The following is a 16,660-nucleotide window of genomic DNA, read 5'->3' on the forward strand; positions in this document are numbered from 1 at the left end:
CCCGTACCCCCTGCCCACCCGACGGTCCGCAGTAGATTACGCCTCTTCGACTCCCCACCGTTGATCATGAGGTCGACCGGTGCGACACGCCGACACGCACCCGCAGACCCCATGATCGACGTGGGTGACCAGGCCGGAAGGGCGTAGGAGGGGGTCAGGGGAGTTCTTGGTGGAGCCAGGCGGCGAGGTCGCGGGCGCAGGCGTCGACCGACTCCTGCCAGCTCCGGACCGCGCCGTCGCCCGCCTCGTCGCTGACCCGCTTGATCAACCGGCACGGCACCCCCGCCTGGGTCGCGGCCGAGGCGATCGCGTACCCCTCCATGTCGACGAGGTCCGCGCGCTGCGCGAGCCGGGCCCGGGTCGCGTCGTCGGCGACGAAGGTGTCGCCGGTGGCGAGCACCGCCGGCTGCGTGCCGAGCGTCAGCGGCGCCCCGCAGACGTGCCCGGTGAGGTTGAGCAGCAGCTCGGTGTCGAGGTCGTGCTGGAAGACGCTGCCGATCTCGTGGAGGCCGTCCCAGCCGGGCCGCAACGCGCCGGCGGTGCCGAGGTTGACCACCAGACTCGGCTTCACGCCGGCGGCCAGGGTCGCCGCGACGGCCGCCGCCGCGTTGACCTTGCCCATCCCGGTCAGCAGCACCGGCAGGTCGGTGCCGAGATGCGCGGCCTCCTCCTCGAGGGCCAGTACCAGCAACGGCGCGTCGGACCGGATCTTGCCACGAAGAATCACCGGCGCATCGTACGGACCGGGCCCGACCGGATCAGCTCCGGGCCCGACCGGCGATAACCTGCGTCACCCTGCCCGGGGCGGTGGCTGCGCGGCAAGCGCACGGGGCCGGGCCGCGACGGCCTCGGCACGCCAACCGGTGACGCGAGACGGTGGTGGGGCCGTCCGACGCCGGACGGCCCCACCAGTGTTCGATCGGCGGTTACCGCAGCTCGTACGCCCGGATCACAGTCGTGGTCACGACCGCGCCGGCCGAGTCGGCGACGCGGGCGCGCAGCGACACGAAACCGGCCCGGCCCGGGTGCCGGACCAGGGCGGTGTGGCCGCCCGGGAGCGGCAAGACCGGCGTCTCGGCCCAGTGGGCGCCGTCGTCGAAGGAGACCTCCACCTCGACCTTGGCGACCTTGCCGGCTCCGGCCTGCCGCGTGAAGGTCAGCGGCACCGCCAGCAGGCCGTGCTTCTTCGCCGTGTTGGTGTCGTCCAATCTGGGGGCGAAGCCGACCGCGGTCAGCGGCAGCGCCGTGCCCGTCGCCGTGTACGCCGAGTCGAACTCCCACACGGTCTCGGAGCGGGTGGAGAGCCGCGCCGGCGCCGGCTGGGTGAAGCCGTACGACAGCCGGTACCGGGACCGTCCCGGCTCGCCGACGTCGATCCCGGCGTACGCCCCCGCCCGCTCCTCGACCAGCGTGTCACCGCGGTACAGCGCCAGCGTCCCGGTGAGCCCCGCCGCCTCGGCGAAACCCCGGTGGCCGGCGGCGTCGGCGTAGCCGTCGAGCCGGAGCAGGAATTCGTTGCCCCGCCGCTCCACCGCCGGGTACTCCGGAAAGGCCGGAGTCATCGGGGTGGTGAAGACCCCCTGGTTCCACCGCTCGGTGTAGTTCCGCCCCGCCCGGTACTCCGACCGCTGCGCGGTGAGCTCCGTCAGCCGCCGGTAGTCGGCGCCCGCGCCGACGCCCTCCTCGAAGGTCGACTCCCAGCCGAGGTTGCCGGCGTAGTACTCGGTCCGCCGCGCCGGCAGTGGGGTGCGGGGCAGGACGAGGCCGTCGGGGTAGTCGACCCCGGGGATCACCGGGTAGTTGACCCGGGTACCCACACCGCCGACGGCCGCCGCCGCGTAGCCGGCCCGGACCTCGGCCACGTCGCGCCGGTCGAGGTGGCGGGTGAAGCCGGTGACGAACGAGCCGGTCTGGTACCAACCGGTCTGGTAGGTGTACGGGCTGGCGGTGAAGTCGCCGCTGCGGTCGGGGCGGGCGAAGAGCGCCGTCACGGAGGTGATGAGACCGGCGACCTTCTTCGGGCCCAGGTCGGCGGTGTAGATGGAGCCGGGGTCGCCGGTGAGGCTCATGGCGAAGAGCTGCGGGGCGCCGGTGTGCTGCACCTCGACCTCACCGATGACCGGGGCGGCGTCCCGGTCGGGGAGCCGGATGTCCACCGGCCGGGCCCGGCGGCCGTCGAGCGCCAGGGTCGTCGTCCGGTCGATGGTCATCCGGCCGTTGGCCAGCACGGTACCGGTGCCGTCGGCACTGATGCCCATGCTGAGCACCACGTAGTCCCCCATCGGCACCCGGAGGGTCTGCGCGCTGTCGTGGCTGACGACGAACTCGCCGGTGGCGAGGTTGCCGAGCTGCGTGACCACCTCCTGCGGGGCGTCGGTCCGGGCGGTGACCTTCAGGTGGACGTCGGCGGACGGCTGCTCCCGGAAGACGCTGAACGGCGTCTGGACGCTCACCCCGTCCGCGGTGGCGACGAGCCGGCCGCCGAAGGTGCCGTACGCGGCGCCGCCGGCCCGGGTGTCGGCGGTGAGCCGGACCGAGGCCTGCCCGTGCGCGGGCACGGTGACCGTGTCGCTGTCCAGGGCGATCACGCCGGCCGGCAGGTCTCCGGTCACGGCCAGCCGCAGGGTGAGCGGCTTGTCGGCGTCGTTGCGATACGTCACCGGCCGGCTGATCACGTCCTGCGCGTCGTGCGGGTACGCCCGGAAGCCGAAGTTGACCGCCGGCGGGTCGGCGGCGACCGGCTGGGTGAACGCGCGGGCCACGTCGAGCTGGCCGGCGCCCTGGCCGAAGAGATCGATGGTCGCACTGGGGCGCGCCGCACCCATCAGCGCCGACTTGAGCTGGCCGGCACGCCAGTCGGGATGGGCCTGGGCGAGCAGCGCCGCCGCGCCCGCCACGTGGGGGCTCGCCATCGAGGTGCCGCTGAAGGAGACGTACTGCTCGCCGGGCGGGGCGACGTCGGCGGTGGCGGAGCGGGCCGCGGTGATCGCCGTACCGGGGGCGGTGATCTCCGGCTTGACCGCGTAGTCCTCCAGCCGGGGGCCCTGGCCGGAGTCCCAGCTGCGCGCGCCGGTCTTGTCGACGTTGCCGACCGCGAGGGCGGCGTCGGCCGAGGCGGGTGAGCCGACGGACTGCGGCACCCAGCCGCTGTTGCCCGCGGCGGCGACGAAGAGGGTGCCGTACCGGGCGGTGAGGTCGTTGACCGCGGCCTCGATCGGGTCGATGCCGGGCTGGTCGTCGGCGCCGAGGCTGAGGTTGACCACCCGGGCGCCGGACTCGGCCGCCCAGCGCAGCCCTTCGAGGATCGCCGAGTCGGGGCAGGCCGCGCCGAGGCCCTGGTAGCTGAAGCAGACCTTGCCGACCAGCAGGTTCGCCCCGGGCGCCATGCCGCGGTAGCGGCCGCCGGAGGCCGCGCCGGAACCGGCCAGGATGGAGGCGACGTGGGTGCCGTGCCCGGCCAGGTCGTCGTCGGTCGTCTCGTAGTCGGTGACGAAGTTCCGCTGGGCGGCCACCCGGCCGGCGAAGTCGGGGTGGGTGGCGTCGATCCCGCTGTCGAGCACCGCCACCGTCACGCCGGAGCCGTCGTAGCCGGCGTCCCAGACCGCCGGGGCGCCGCTGGCGGGCACGCTGACGTCGAGGGCGGGCTTACGGATCCCGTCCAGCCAGAGCTTGCCGGTGCGCAGCGAGTCCCGCAGCGCCGGCCAGTTGTGCGCCAGGTCGGCGACGGGGATCTCGGTGGCGAAGCCGTCGACCGAGGCGAGGCGGCGCTGCGCGGTGAGCCCGCGCAGGCCGGTCAGGTCGGACGCGATCAGGGGAAGCTCGCCGCGCCGGTCGAAGCCGTCGGCGAGGAGTCGGGTCACGTTGAAGAGCCGCTCGTCGAGCCGGTCCTGGCGCAGCAGCCCGAGCGCGTCGGAGGGCACGACGTACTGGTCGTCGCCGTGCTGGTAGCGGAGGAACTGGACGCCGCGGCGCGGGACGATCGCGATCCGGCCGGACGAGGACTCGATCCGGTCACCGGTGATCAGGGTGAGGGTGCGGGCCGGTTGCCGGGCCGGTTCGACATTGGCCGGTGCCGCGGCCGAGGTCGCGGCCGAGGTCGCGGGTGTGGGGGCGGCATCGGCCGGGCCGGCCCCGATCAGCAGCCCGGCGACGGTGACGAGGGCAAGCGCGCCGTAAGGGGTGGAACGGCGTCGTCGCATGCGTGCTCCTTTGCCTGGCGACAGGGCGTGCCACCGGTGGGGTCACAGCGGCCGGCGACACGTCGTGTCCGAGTAGGATCCGGGCGGCGGTTTTCGCACTGACAATGCGATAACCCGCCCGGACGGTAATGCTTGTGGATCATCGGCCGGCTGTCGACCCCGTCGAAGATCACGTAATGGCAACCGTTCGCCGTGGGCCCCACTCACGCGAGAGCGCCCGGCGACACCGCCGGGCGCTCGTCAATCCTGGTCATGGTCATCTCAGGTCCACGAGGTCGGGCTGTCCGCACGGCCGGAACAGCCCGGCATCGAGGAACCCGGATCGATCAACCCGTCCAGGATCCGGCCGGGTTCCTCAGCCGGCCGCGACCGGCGCGGCGGGCCGACCGGCGACCGGCACGTCGACGGCGAGCAGCGCCCCGTCGGACGGCCCCGGATCGGTCAGGCCGTACGCGGCGGTGGTCACGAAGAGACGGCGCAGGCCGGGGCCACCGAAGCAGACACTGGTGGGCTGTGACGCGGGCAGCCGGATCTCCCGGTCCAACGCGCCGTCCGGCCGGTAGCGGCGTACCGCCGAGCCGCCCCAGAGCGCCACCCAGAGGTGGTCCTCGGCGTCGACGGTCATGCCGTCCGGGGCCCCCTTCGCGGGGTCGAGCCGCAGGAACGGCGTCCGCTCCCCGAGGTCGCCGGTGCGGGCGTCCACGGTGAACCGGTCGACGTGCCCGCGCGGGGTGTCGGCCAGGTACATGGTGGCGCCGGCGCCGTCGAAGGCCGGCCCGTTGGCGATGGTCAGCCCGGTCACCACCGGCACCGGCGCGGCACCCGGGTCGACCCGGTAGAGCGCGCCGCCGCCGGGCTTCGCGGCGTACGTCATGCTGCCCGCCCAGAACCGACCGTGCGGGTCGGCCACCGCGTCGTTCATCCGGGCCGGCTCGGGGTTCCCGCCCTCCAGGTCCGCGACGACGTGCCGGCTCCCGTCCGCGCCGAGCCGGACGATTCCGGTGCCCGCGGCGGCGAGCCACTCCCCCGGCCGCCCGGCGACCGGCGCGACCGCGCCCAGCGGCACGTCCAGCCGGCACAGCTCGGCCAACGGCGCGGGGCCGTCGCCGCCGGTGGTGAGCAGTCGCCCGGCGAGCAGGTCGACCAGCACGAGACGGTCGTCCACCCAGCGGGCGCCCTCACCCAGTTCCAGCCGGTCGGCGCTCCACACGGTCGGCTCGGTCAGCTCCATCTCTCCTCCTCGGACGGCGATCGACGTGGGACACAACGAGGCCCGGCGCCTCGGTCAACGAGGGGCCGGCGCCTCGTCCACCGCCGCCCGAAAGGCGGCCGCCCGGGCGCGCAGCGCGTCCAGATCACCGCCGCGCACCGCGTCGCCGAGCAGCGGCGAGCCGACACCGACGGCCACCGCGCCTCGGGCGAGGTACTGGCGGGCGCTCTCGGCGTCGACCCCGCCGACCGGCACGAACGGGACATCGGGCAGCGGGTCGCGCAGCGCGCCGAGGTAACCGGGCCCACCGATCGAGGCGGGGAAGAGCTTGACCGCGGCAGCGCCGGCCGCCTGGGCGCGGAGCACCTCGGTCGGGGTGAGCGCGCCGGCCAGCACCGGCAGCCCGAGCCGGGGTGCCTCGTCGAGGCTCTCCGCGAGCGCCGGGGTGACCAGGAAGGAGACCCCCGCGTCGGCGGCCGCGCGTGCGTCGGCGGCGCTGAGCACGGTGCCCGCGCCGAGACCGAAGTCGGGGCCGAGCGCGGCCCGGGCCCGGCGCAGCGTGCCAAGGGCGTCCGTGCCGGTCAACGACACCTCGATCAGCGCCACGCCGCTCTCGGCGAGGGTCAGGACGGCGGCCAGCGCCGCGTCCGGGTCCGGGCCGCGCACGATGGCGAGCAGCCGGTGGGTACGCAGGGCGTCGGTCAGGTTCACCTGTGACCTCTCTGTCGGTGGGCGGAGACGGTCAGCCGCCAGGCGACCTCCCCGCTCGGCGGGACGGACGCCGCGTCCGCGGGCCCGGCGTCGGCCAGGTCGAAGGCGGCGCCGAGCATCGGCTCCACGCCGAGGCTGCGGTAGGGGTTCGTCTCGGGCCAGCCCCGCAGGTTGCGCCAGAGCCCGACGCCGACCGGCTGGCCGTCGCAGGCCAGCTCGAAGCAGAGCACGTCGAGGCCGTCCACCACCCGGACGCGGGGACAGTCCACCAGCACGGCGCCGACGGCGGTGCCGTCGTCCGGGCCGAGGGTGTCCAGCGCCAGACCGGCCGGCGCGGGCCAGTCACCGGTGAGCCACGGCCGCCCGGCCGGCCAGGCCTCCGGCGGCAGCAGCGCGGCGGCCTCCGGGTGCAGCCGCGTCGGGGTGCCCGGCGGCGCCTCCAGCCGGGCCGCCGGTGACAGGTCGAGCAGGGCGTGCGCCGCCCAGAGGAAGCGATAGCCGGGCTCGGCGGCGAGCCGGTAGTCGACGACGATCGCGCCGGAGCGCTCGGTGACCCGGCGGGTGAGGGTGAACTCCGGGCAGTCGACGACGCCCGTGCCGGGTCCGGCGTTCCGCCACGGGCGGGACCAGACGTCCCCGTGGTCGGGGTTGCCCCGCACGGTGGGCAGGCACTCCTCCAGCCCACCGGCGTCCACGAAGGCCGCGCCCGGCGCGACCGCCGCCCGGCCCGGCTCGGGGCCCCGCCAGAGCCACTCCCGTCCGCCGCCGCGCAGGCTGGTCCAGCGCCCGCCGAGCGCCAGATCGACGTCGGCGCGCAGCGGCACCGGCCACTGCGCGGCGGCCTCGCCGACGGCGGCGGGCGCGTGCGCGGGCGTGCCGATCGGGTCGTCCGGTCGCGCCCCGGTGGGCGTCACCATTCGGCGAACGACCCGTCCGGGTGGTGCCAGACCGGGTTGCGCCAGGCGTGCGGGCTCTTCGCCGCGCGACGCACCGCCAGCTCGTCGATGCTGATGCCGAGGCCCGGCCCCTCGAACCGCAGGATGTGCCCCTCGGCGAACCGGAACGGCTCCGGGTCGATCAGGTAGTCCAGCAGCTCTGAGCCGGCGTTGTAGTGGATGCCGATGCTCTGCTCCTGGATGAGGAAGTTCGGCGTCGCGAAGGCCACCTGGAGGCTGGCCGCGAGCGCGATCGGGCCGAGCGGGCAGTGCGGGGCGAGCAGCGCGCCGTACGTCTCGGCGAGCGCGGCGATCCGCCGCACCTCGGAGATGCCCCCCGCGTGGGACAGGTCGGGCTGCACCACGGACACCCCGGCCTGCAACGGGGCGAGGAACTCGGAGCGGGAGTAGAGGCGCTCGCCGGTGGCGACCGGCACCGGCGAGCTGGTGACCACGTCGCGCAGGTGGTGGGCCTGGTCCGGGAGGAGCGGCTCCTCGACGAAGAACGGGCGCAGCGGGGCCAGCTCGGGCAGGATGCGGCGCACCGCGGCGAGCCCGGCGCGGCCGTGGAAGTCCAGCGCGATGTCGCGTTCGTCGCCGAGCACCGCCCGCGCGGCGGCGACCCGGTTGACGATGTCGTCGATCTCGGCCGGGGTGGGGATCGGGGAGAGCTGACCGCAGGCGTTCATCTTCAGCCCGGTCAGCCCGGCGGCCACCTGCTCGGCGGCGGCGTCGGCGATCTCGCCCGGTTCGTCCCCGCCGATCCAGGAGTAGACGCGCACCCGGTCACGGACCGGACCGCCGAGCAGGGCGTGCACCGGCACGCCGTACGCCTGCCCGGTGATGTCCCACAGTGCCTGGTCCAGGCCGGCGACGGCGCTGGAGAGGACCGGGCCGCCACGGTAGAAGCCGCCCTTGGTCAGCACCTGCCAGTGCTGCTCCACGCGGAGCGGATCCTCACCGATGAGGTACTCGGCGAGCACCTCGACCGCGGCGCGGACCACCTCGGCCCGCCCCTCGACCACCGGCTCACCCCAGCCGACCAGACCGCTGTCGGTCTCCACCCGGCAGAACAGCCACCGCGGCGCGACCAGGAAGGTCTCGATCCGTTCGATCTTCACTGCGCTACCCCTTCGTTCGTGACCGCGGGGCTCGCAGGCTCACTCCTCGCACTCACCGGGCCACCTCTTCGTTCGTGACTGCGGGGCTCGCAGGCTCACTCCTCGCAATCACCGGTCGCCCTCTCGTCCGCGCAGCTTCTCGACGTCCCGCACGGCCTTCGCGAGCAGTTCACGCATCGCCGTCTCGGCGGCGCGCTCGTCGCCGGCCCGGATCGCGTCGACCACCGCACGGTGGCTGGGGACGGGGTCGTCGTCGCTGTCGCGGCCGTGCACCAGCCGGTCACGTTCGGCGAGCCCGGTCTTCATCACCACCTCCATCCGGACCAGCAGCTCGTTGTGGGTGGCGGCGAGCAGGCCCCGGTGGAACGCGAGGTCGGCGGCGACGGCGGCCGCCGGACGGCCCCGCGCGTCGGCCATCGCGTCCAGCGCCGCGTCGAGCGCCGCCACGTCCTCGGCGCTGGCCCGGGAGGCGGCCAGCCGCGCGGCGGCCGGTTCGATGATCGAGCGGACCTCGTGCAGCTGGTCGATGAGCAGCGGGTCGGCGCCGTCGGCGAACTGCCAGCGGATCACGTCGCCGTCGAGCAGGTTCCAGTCGGCGCGGGGCCGGACGAAGGTGCCGCGCTTCTGCCGGGCGTCCACTATGCCCTTGGCGGTGAGGACCTTGAGCGCCTCGCGGAGGGCGGTGAGACTGACGTCCAGCTCCTCCTGGAGCGCGGCGAGGTTCAGGGTGGCGCCTTCGCCGATCTCCCCGGTGAGGATGCGCCGGGCGATCACTTCGACGGTGTGCCCGTGGACACCACGGCCTGCGTACTGTGCCAATGCTCTTCGCGCCTTCTTCGCTCGTCGGTCTCGATCTGTCAGGCCGAGGCTTTCACCGCGGTCCATCCACCGTCCACCACCAGACTCGTGCCGGTGACGAAGGCGGCGTCCGGCGAGGCGAGGAAGGCGACCACGGCGGCGACCTCCTCCGGAGTGCCGAACCGCTTGGCGACCGTCTCCGCGACGCTGCGTCGGCGGTCCTCCTCCCCGATGCCGTCCCAGGCCCCGGTGAGGATCGGGCCGGGCAGCACACTGTTGACCCGTACGTGCGGTCCGTACTCGACGGCGAGTTGCCGTCCGAGGGCGACCAGGGCGCCCTTCGCCGCCGCGTACGCCGGCCGGCCGGGCAGCCCGATCAGAGCGTGCACGGAGGAGACCAGGACGACCGCGCCGGCGCGGTCGACCAGGTCGTCCAGGCAGGCCCGGACGCCGAGGAAGGCGGCGGTGAGATTGACGCCGAGCTGGTGGTCCCAGGATGCGCGGCTGGTGCGGTGGGCGGGGGCGATCTCGACGGTGGAGGCGTTGCTGACCAGGATGTCGACCGGGCCGAGCTCGGCGCGCACCCGGTCGATCGCGGCCGCCCAGGACGCCTCGTCGGAGACGTCGGCCACGATGGACAGCCCCTGCCTACCGGCGGCGGTCAGCGCCTCGGCCGCCGGGGCGGGGTCGCGGAGGTCGAGCAGGGCGACGCGGGCCCCCTCGGCGGCGAGGCGACGTGCGGTGGCCGCACCGATCCCGCCGTAGGCGCCGGTGACCACCGCTGTCTTGCCGTCCAACCGGCGTACGACCGGATCCATCGATCACCCCAGGCACCGTTTAACCATTAATTACGAATACATCTTGACAGTGAGAGTACCCCGGATGCAACCTTCTGGTCACACCGTTAACGAGACCGACACCGAGCGCGCGTCGCACCGTGTCGATGAGGAAGGGACCACCTGTGACCGACTTCGATCCCGGTCGCCGCCGATTCCTCGGCCACCTCGGGCTCGCCGGCCTGGGCGCGCTCGGCGCCGGCTCGTTGCTGAGCGCCTGCGCCAGCTCCGCCAGCGGGCCGGCGAAGAGCGGCGGCTCCGGCGCCGTGACCATCCAGTCCAACCTCTCCTCGCCCCAGGCGAAGACGGCGATCGAGAAGCTCGTCGAGAACTTCAACAAGCTGGGCAAGGGCACCGCGTCGGTCAACACGATCGCCTCGGAGACGTTCCGCACCCAGCTGCCGACCTACCTGACCTCGGCCAACCCGCCGGACCTCTACACGTGGTACGCCGGCTCGGTCGCGAACGACTACGCCAGCAAGGGCCTGCTGCTCGACGTCTCCGACGTGTGGCAGGGGCTCGGCGAGTACCCGCAGTCGCTGAAGACCCTCTCCACCGACGCCGGCGGCAAGCAGGTCTTCGTGCCGATGACCAACTACTGGTGGGGCTTCTTCTACCGCAAGAGCAACTTCGCCAAGTGGGGCGTCCAGGAGCCGAAGACCTGGGCCGACTTCCTCGCCGTCTGCGAGACCCTGAAGAGCAAGGGCGTCCCGCCGATCGGCATCGGCCTCGGCGACACCCCGTGGGTCGCCTCGGCCTGGTTCGACTACCTCAACATCCGCATCAACGGCGCCCCGTTCCACCGCGAACTGCTCGCCGGCAAGCAGCGCTTCGACGACCCGAAGGTCAAGGCCGTCCTGACCCGCTGGCGGGAGGTGCTGCCGTACTTCGACCCGAAGGGCAAGGCGTACCCGTTCCAGGAGGCGACCACCGCGCTGCTCGCCGGCAAGACCGGCATGTTCCTGATCGGCACCTTCTTCGCCGACGCCGCGCCGAAGGACGCCCTGGGCGACCTGGACTTCTTCCGCTTCCCGATCATCGACCCGGCGGTGCCGGTGGCCGAGGAGGCGCCGACCGACGGCTTCTTCGCCAGCGCCAAGAGCGCCAACCCGGCCGGTACCAAGGAGCTGCTGAAGTACTTCGCCTCCGTCGAGGCGCAGGAGGAGTACGTCAAGTCCAGCTCCGGCATCGTGCTGCCGGTCCACCCGAAAGCCAAGGCCGCCGACTCGCCGCTGGTGACCAAGGGCAAGGCGATGCTGGAGAGCGCCGCCGAGCTGACCCAGTTCTTCAACCGCGACTCCAGCGACGCCCTCCAGCCGACCGCGGACACGGCGCTCACCAAGTTCATGGACAAGCCCGACCAGATCGATGCGATCCTCCGCGAGTGGCAGGCGTCCGCCGAGAAGGTCTTCAAGGGCTGACGTGACAGACGTGTCCACAATCGCCGAGACACCCGGGACGACGGCGTCCACGGTGGCCGGCGCTCCCCGGCGGCGGCGACGGTCCAACCGACTGTCGCCGCTGCTGGTGGCGTTCGTGCTGGTGCCCTTCGCGGTCGAGAGCATCTGGGTGTTCTGGCCGGCGTTGCAGGGCTTCTGGTTCTCGCTGACCCGCTGGGACGGCCAGACCCCGCCCGAGTTCATCGGCGTCAACAACTACGTCGAGCTGGCCGGGGACGCCACGTTCCGCGGCGCGCTGCTCAACACGGTCATCTGGCTGGTCCTCTTCGGCGGGCTCTCCGTCGTGGGCGGCTTCGGGATGGCCCTGCTGCTGCAGAAGGAACGGCGGGGCGTCGGCTTCTACCGCGCCGCGCTCTTCACCCCGGTGGTCTTCTCCCTGGTGGTGACCGCGCTGGTCTGGCGGGTCTTCTACCAGCCGGACGGGCTGGCCGACCAGATCCTGCGCACGATCGGGCTGGAACATCTGATCCGGCCCTGGCTCGCCGACCCGCAGACCGCCCTCTACGCGGTGATCCTGCCGGCCCTCTGGCGGCAGATCGGCTACGTGATGGTGCTCTTCCTCGCCGGCCTCAAGGCGATCGACCCGGCGCTGCACGAGGCCGCCCGGATGGACGGGGCGAACGGCTGGCAGCGGCTGTGGTACGTGACGGTCCCCCAGCTCAAGGGCGTCAACGCGGTCGTGCTGTCGGTCATCGTGATCGACTCGCTGCGCTCCTTCGACATCGTCTGGTCGCTGACCAAGGGCGGGCCGTACCACTCCTCCGAACTGCTCAGCACGTACATGTACTCGGCGGCCTTCCAGAGCCTGCGGCTCGGATACGCCTCGGCCATCGCCGTGGTGATCTTCGTGCTCGCGCTCGCCGTCATCCTCGGCTACCTCGTCCGCGCGTTCCGGGAGGAAGCGTGATCCGTAAGCTCCGCACCGGGACCTTCCACACCGGGATGCTCCTGCTCTCGCTGCTCTGGCTCGGGCCGGTGATCTGGGTGGTGGTGATGTCCACCCGCACCTTCGACGACATCGCCGCCAACGGGCTGGGCAGCCTCCCGCATTCGTTCACCCTCGACACCTACCGGCAGGCGTGGGTCGACGGCGGGGAACTGCGGGCGCTGATCAACAGCCTGCTGGTCACCGTCCCCTCGGTGCTGCTGAGCCTGGCGTTGGCCGCGGTCGCGGCGTTCGCGCTGAGCCGCTACCGGATCCCCGGCCGGCGGACCATCCTGCTGCTGATGCTCGCCGGCAACCTGCTGCCCCCGCAGATCCTGCTCATCCCGGTGCAGAAGTTCAGTGAGCTGACCGGCCTGTACGACACGCTCTGGGCGTTGATCACCGTGCAGGTCGGCTTCGGGCTGGGCTTCTACACCTTCGTGCTGCACGGCTTCATGCGCGATCTGCCGGGCGAGATCCAGGAGGCGGCGACGATCGACGGCGCCGGTCCCGGGCAGATCTTCACCCGGGTGATGCTGCCGCTGACCCGGCCGGCGCTGGCCGCGCTCGGCGCGCTCTCCTTCACCTGGATCTTCAACGACCTGCTCTGGGCGATCACCGTGCTGCGCACCGACGACCGGATGCCGGTCACCCCGGCGCTGCTCGCGCTCCAGGGGCAGTTCGTCTCCTCGTGGAGCGTCATCGCCGCCGGCACGGTGATCGCGGCGGTGCCGACCGTCGCGGTTTTCCTGCGCTTCCAGCGGCACTTCATCGGCGGCCTCGCGATCGGCGCGGTCAAGTGAGCGTCTGCACGGAGGGGATCAAGTGAGCGGGCACGGTACGGACGCCGCGCGGCGGTGGACGCTGCGCGGCGCGCAGACCGAGTACGTGGTGACGGTGCCGGCGCACGGGCGCTGGCTGGAACTCGTGGCGTGGGGACCGCACGGGGTCGGCGACGGCCCCTCCCCCGTCGCGTACGACGGGCCGGTGCCGTTCCTCACGGCCGGTGACGCCGCCCCGATCGAGTACGCCACCGACGCGGACCGCCCGTTCACCGGCGCCGATCTGGTGGTGGAGACGACCACCGGACATCGGCGGGTGGCGTTCGGCTTCACCGAGGCGGCGCACGACCCGGCCGCCGGCACCCTCGCGGTCACCTTCGTCGACCCGGTCACCGGACTGCGTGCCGTGGTGCGCTACGCCGTCCCGGCCGGCACCGACGTGGTCCGCCGCTGGGTGGAGCTGACCAACACCGGCACCGAGCCACTGCACCTGGCCCGCGCCGGCACGGGCGGGTTCTGCGTGCCCACCCCGCACGGCGCGCTGCTCAGCCACCAGTGGGGCCAGTGGTCGCAGGAGTTCCAGCTGGAACACGTCGAACTCGGGCACGGCGCGTTCACCATCGGCAGCAGCCAGGGCGTACCCGGGCACCTGCACGTGCCGTGGCTGGCCGTGCGGGACCGGGCCGAGCCGGAGGGGCCGGCCTGGGGCGTGGCGGTGGCCTGGACCGGCTCGTGGGAGATCACCGCGGAGCGGGACACCGGCGGACTCACCCGGGTCCGGGCCGGCCGCCGGCTGCCGGACGGGCCGCTGGAGCTGCCGGCGGGCGGCGCGCTGACCCTGCCGGAGGTCGCCGGGGCGTACAGCACCGACGGTCTGGACGGGCTGGCCCGGGTCTGGCACCGCTACCAGCGGGTGCTCGCCGGTGACCGGCTCGTCCCCCGGCCGGTGCTCTACAACTCGTGGGAGGCGACCTACTTCGCCGTCGACGCGAAGAGCCAGCTCGACCTGGCCCGGATCGCCGCGGACCTCGGGGTGGAGACGTTCGTGGTCGACGACGGCTGGTTCGTCGGCCGTGACGACGACACCGCCGGGCTCGGCGACTGGACGCCCGACCCGGCCGGCTTCCCCGACGGTTTCGAGGCGTTCATCGCCGAGGTACGGGGGCTGGGGCTGCGCTTCGGGCTCTGGGTGGAGCCGGAGTGCGTGAACCCGCGCTCGCGGCTCTACGCCGAGCACCCCGACTGGGTCTACCAGGTCGACGGGCGGCCGCTGACGCCGATCCGCAACCAGTACCTGCTGGACCTGGGCCGGCCGGAGGTGGCCGAGTTCGTCCACTCCACCCTGGACGGGCTGCTGCGCCGGTACGACATCGCGTACCTGAAGTGGGACTTCAACCGGCCGCGGACCGAACCCGGCCGGGCCGGCGCGGAGGGGCCGCTGGACCTCGACGGCGCGCACGTGAGCGCCCTGCACCGGATCTACGAGCAGCTGCGCCGGGACCACCCGGACGTGCTGATCGAGTCCTGCGCCGGCGGTGGCGCGCGGACCGACCTGGCGATGGCCGCCCGGGCCGACATCTTCTGGCCCAGCGACAACACCGCCCCGCTGGACCGGCTCGCCATCCAGCACGGTTTCCTGCACGCCAACGCTCCGCACCTGCTGAGCTCCTGGGTGACCGACGCGCCGGGGATCTTCGACCCGCGACCGCGCTCACTGGCGTTCCGGTTCGTCCTCGCGATGGCCGGCGTGCTCGGCATCGGCGCGGACATCCGGCACTGGACGCCGCAGCAGCGGGCCGAGGCGGCCGACTGGATCTCCCGGTACAAGGAGATCCGGGAGGTCGTCACGCACGGCGAGGTGCACCTGATCGGCGGGCCGGAGCAGGCCCGCTGCGCGGTGCAGTACACCTCCCCGGACGGGCGGCGCGTGGTCGTACTGGCCTGGCACACCGGCCGGTCCGACGGCCCCGGGCTGCTGCCGTCGCGTCCGGTCCGGCTGCCCCTGCACGGTCTCGACCCGGCCGCGCGGTACCGGCACGACGAGCGGAGCTACTCGGGCAGCCACCTGGCCGCGGTCGGGCTGCCGGTGCAGTGGACGCCGAGCCACGACGCCGAGCTCGTCGTCCTCGACCGGGAGTGACCTCCGACCCGCCCGGCCACCCGCGACGGATGGCCGGGCGGGTTCGCAGGCGGCGTCACGGCGGTCAGTCCGCCGCGAAGCGGTAGATGACGAAGTCCTTCTCCGCGCCGCAGGTGATCACCCGGGTGTTCCACGAACAACTGCTGCTGCGTACGTCGACGAGTTCACCGAGTTCGGTCACCTCGCCGGTGCCGGCCCGCACCCCGGCGACGCTGCGGTCGGCCTCCACCGTGCTCGACGGCTCCGCGAAGACCAGCAGGTTCCCGGCGTCGAGCCGGACGGCGACGCCGCGCCGGTCCCGCAGCACCGCCTTGCCCTCGGGGTCGAAGAGGGTGCTCGTGGCCGGCGAGTCGGTCCGGCGGACCAGCAGACGCTCCCCGACGGGCACCAGCGCGCCCGCGTTCGGCGCCGGCCAACTCTTCGGCGTCTCGCCCTCGGTCGCCGCCACCACCACGGTCCGCTCGGCCGTCGAGTCCGGGACCTCCAGCAGGCAGGCCCGGTGCTCGCCGCACGCCACCAGCGTCTTCGGCCGGCGGTGCTCGTCGGGAGCCCGGTAGAGCACGACCGGCTGCGCCGAGAGCGAGTTCAGGTCGTACCCGAGCAGTTGGTAGCCGCCCTCGTCGGCGGCGACGTAGAGCCGGTCCTCGTGCGCCACGAGAAGATCGTCGAGGTCGGCGACGTTGCCCCGGCTGCCGACGACGTTCCCGCTGTTCATCTCGATCACCCGCACCGAGCGGTCCGCGCCGACCTGGAGCAGGCGCCGCTCCCTCTCCCGCCACGGATCCCGAGGCCCGCCGTCGAGGTATCCGGGCCCGGCGTCGGCCTGATCGGTGCCGACCGGCACGACCGTGGTGCGGGCGCCGCCGTACTCGTCCTGGGGGTTGGGCAGCTCCCACCGCTGCTCGCCGTCGCGCAGCCGGAGCCCGGCGAGCCGCTTCCCGGTCCGGTCGACCAGGACCGCCACCTGGTCGGTGAAGTAGACGTCGTCGTCGCCGCGGATGGCCCGCTTCCACCGCTGCGCGCCGGTGGCGGCGTCCAGCACCACCATCCCCCGCGGCTCGCTGGTGGCGGGTTCGCTGGGGTACGCCACGACCGCGCCGGGGACGGCGACGATCCGCTCCCAGTCGTCGGCGGCGACGCCTGTCGGCTTCCGCCACAGCTCCTCACCGGTGCCGGCCTCGACCGCCGTCACCTCCAGCTCTCCGTCGGCTCGCCGGTACGCCAGGTAGGCGCGGTCGCCCAGCACGGCGGTCCACATGCCGACGGAACGCTCGTCACCGGCGGCGACCCGCTTCACCTCCTGCACCGCGTGGAAGTCCAGCCCCGGGTAACGGTCACGGGTCAGGTAGAGCAGCGCGGCGGTGGCCACCCCGGCGAGGGCGACCACGGCGCCGAGCACGATCCAGCCGGTTCGCCGTCGCCCGGCCGGTGCGGCGGGCCCACCGGACGGGGCCGGCGACACCGGGCCCGGCGGCGAGGGGCGCGCGTCCGGTCCGCCGGGCGGCGCCGAGACGGGGTTGCCGGGCGGCGGCCCGGGAAACGG

Annotated in this window: 13 protein-coding genes; 4 read left to right on the top strand and 9 right to left on the bottom strand. The window is 73.6% G+C overall.

Features of this window, described 5'->3' with window-relative positions; genetic code table 11:
• Positions 1–154: 154 nt before the first annotated feature.
• From E1211_RS21125 to E1211_RS21170, 8 genes are all read right to left on the bottom strand, one after another.
• Positions 155–727 (bottom strand): nucleosidase, encoded by a 573-nt coding sequence (locus tag E1211_RS21125; RefSeq protein ID WP_132350740.1) that lies wholly within the window; start codon positions 725–727, stop codon positions 155–157.
• 199 nt (positions 728–926) lie between these two features.
• Positions 927–4,199 carry a S8 family serine peptidase gene (locus tag E1211_RS21130; protein ID WP_165947307.1) on the bottom strand — a complete coding sequence of 1,091 codons (3,273 nt, stop codon included), beginning with the start codon at positions 4,197–4,199 and terminating at the stop codon, positions 927–929.
• A 355-nt stretch (positions 4,200–4,554) separates the two neighbouring features.
• Positions 4,555–5,430 (bottom strand): SMP-30/gluconolactonase/LRE family protein, encoded by an 876-nt coding sequence (locus tag E1211_RS21145; RefSeq protein WP_132350743.1) that lies wholly within the window; start codon positions 5,428–5,430, stop codon positions 4,555–4,557.
• A 54-nt stretch (positions 5,431–5,484) separates the two neighbouring features.
• The gene (locus E1211_RS21150) at positions 5,485–6,120 is read right to left on the bottom strand and encodes a bifunctional 4-hydroxy-2-oxoglutarate aldolase/2-dehydro-3-deoxy-phosphogluconate aldolase (RefSeq protein ID WP_132350744.1); all 636 of its coding nucleotides are present in this window, start codon (positions 6,118–6,120) and stop codon (positions 5,485–5,487) included.
• A complete protein-coding gene (locus tag E1211_RS21155) occupies positions 6,117–7,037 on the bottom strand; it encodes a hypothetical protein (protein WP_243709627.1) in 921 nt (306 codons plus the stop codon). Before E1211_RS21155 ends, E1211_RS21150 begins: the two co-directional genes overlap by 4 nt.
• Positions 7,031–8,176, bottom strand: coding sequence for a galactonate dehydratase (gene dgoD, locus E1211_RS21160; protein WP_132350745.1), 1,146 nt, complete (start codon positions 8,174–8,176; stop codon positions 7,031–7,033). Before dgoD ends, E1211_RS21155 begins: the two co-directional genes overlap by 7 nt.
• Positions 8,177–8,284: 108 nt before the next feature.
• Positions 8,285–8,995 (bottom strand): FadR/GntR family transcriptional regulator, encoded by a 711-nt coding sequence (locus E1211_RS21165; RefSeq protein WP_132350746.1) that lies wholly within the window; start codon positions 8,993–8,995, stop codon positions 8,285–8,287.
• A gap of 38 nt (positions 8,996–9,033) precedes the next feature.
• Positions 9,034–9,792 (bottom strand): SDR family NAD(P)-dependent oxidoreductase, encoded by a 759-nt coding sequence (locus E1211_RS21170; RefSeq protein WP_132350747.1) that lies wholly within the window; start codon positions 9,790–9,792, stop codon positions 9,034–9,036.
• A gap of 143 nt (positions 9,793–9,935) precedes the next feature.
• Between E1211_RS21170 and E1211_RS21175 the strand changes: the two genes are divergently transcribed.
• The 4 genes from E1211_RS21175 to E1211_RS21190 are packed head-to-tail and all read left to right on the top strand — an operon-like array spanning position 9,936 to position 15,117.
• Positions 9,936–11,231, top strand: coding sequence for an ABC transporter substrate-binding protein (locus E1211_RS21175; protein ID WP_132350748.1), 1,296 nt, complete (start codon positions 9,936–9,938; stop codon positions 11,229–11,231).
• A gap of 10 nt (positions 11,232–11,241) precedes the next feature.
• A complete protein-coding gene (locus tag E1211_RS21180) occupies positions 11,242–12,177 on the top strand; it encodes a carbohydrate ABC transporter permease (protein ID WP_243709628.1) in 936 nt (311 codons plus the stop codon).
• The gene (locus tag E1211_RS21185; protein WP_243709629.1) at positions 12,174–12,998 is read left to right on the top strand and encodes a carbohydrate ABC transporter permease; all 825 of its coding nucleotides are present in this window, start codon (positions 12,174–12,176) and stop codon (positions 12,996–12,998) included. Before E1211_RS21180 ends, E1211_RS21185 begins: the two co-directional genes overlap by 4 nt.
• A gap of 22 nt (positions 12,999–13,020) precedes the next feature.
• A complete protein-coding gene (locus E1211_RS21190; RefSeq protein ID WP_132350749.1) occupies positions 13,021–15,117 on the top strand; it encodes an alpha-galactosidase in 2,097 nt (698 codons plus the stop codon).
• 64 nt (positions 15,118–15,181) lie between these two features.
• On the opposite strand, the gene E1211_RS21195 is transcribed toward E1211_RS21190, so the two are convergent.
• Positions 15,182–16,660: PQQ-binding-like beta-propeller repeat protein (locus tag E1211_RS21195; protein ID WP_165947308.1), on the bottom strand; the 1,479-nt coding region annotated here is incomplete at its 5' end.

It is taken from the genome of Micromonospora sp. 15K316 (genome assembly GCF_004348525.1).
Classification (GTDB): domain Bacteria; phylum Actinomycetota; class Actinomycetes; order Mycobacteriales; family Micromonosporaceae; genus Micromonospora.